This is a genomic window from Pseudomonas sp. SIMBA_068, assembly GCF_046534705.1.
Classification (GTDB): domain Bacteria; phylum Pseudomonadota; class Gammaproteobacteria; order Pseudomonadales; family Pseudomonadaceae; genus Aquipseudomonas; species Aquipseudomonas putida.
Map to the genome: position 1 here is coordinate 1 of NZ_JAWRYI010000404.1, position 277 is coordinate 277.

Sequence of the window (277 nt, forward strand, 5' to 3'; positions counted from 1 at the left end):
GCACAAGATATTCCGCTCGTGATTGTAGACAACACCAATATAAAAAAATGGGAGTTTGTTGCATACACTCAAGCAGCTGTTGCCTTAGGTTACCAAGTTAAAGAAGTGATAGTGGGTGAAGTAAAAGATAAATCTATGCAGCACTTATACGCTAAACGCAATTCGCATAACGTGCCGCTTAAAACCATTAGTAAAATGGCATATATGTTTGAATGGTAGTGTTATAGTTTAGACAGTAAGTCTAAATTATTTTGAGTTATAGCATCTAAATGAGCAG

Annotated in this window: 1 protein-coding gene; it reads left to right on the plus strand. The window is 35.7% G+C overall.

The window, feature by feature from the left end; genetic code table 11:
* On the plus strand, window positions 1–219 hold a 219-nt coding region (locus SB756_RS29720), incomplete at its 5' end, for a hypothetical protein (RefSeq protein WP_410913155.1).
* Window positions 220–277 lie beyond the last annotated feature (58 nt).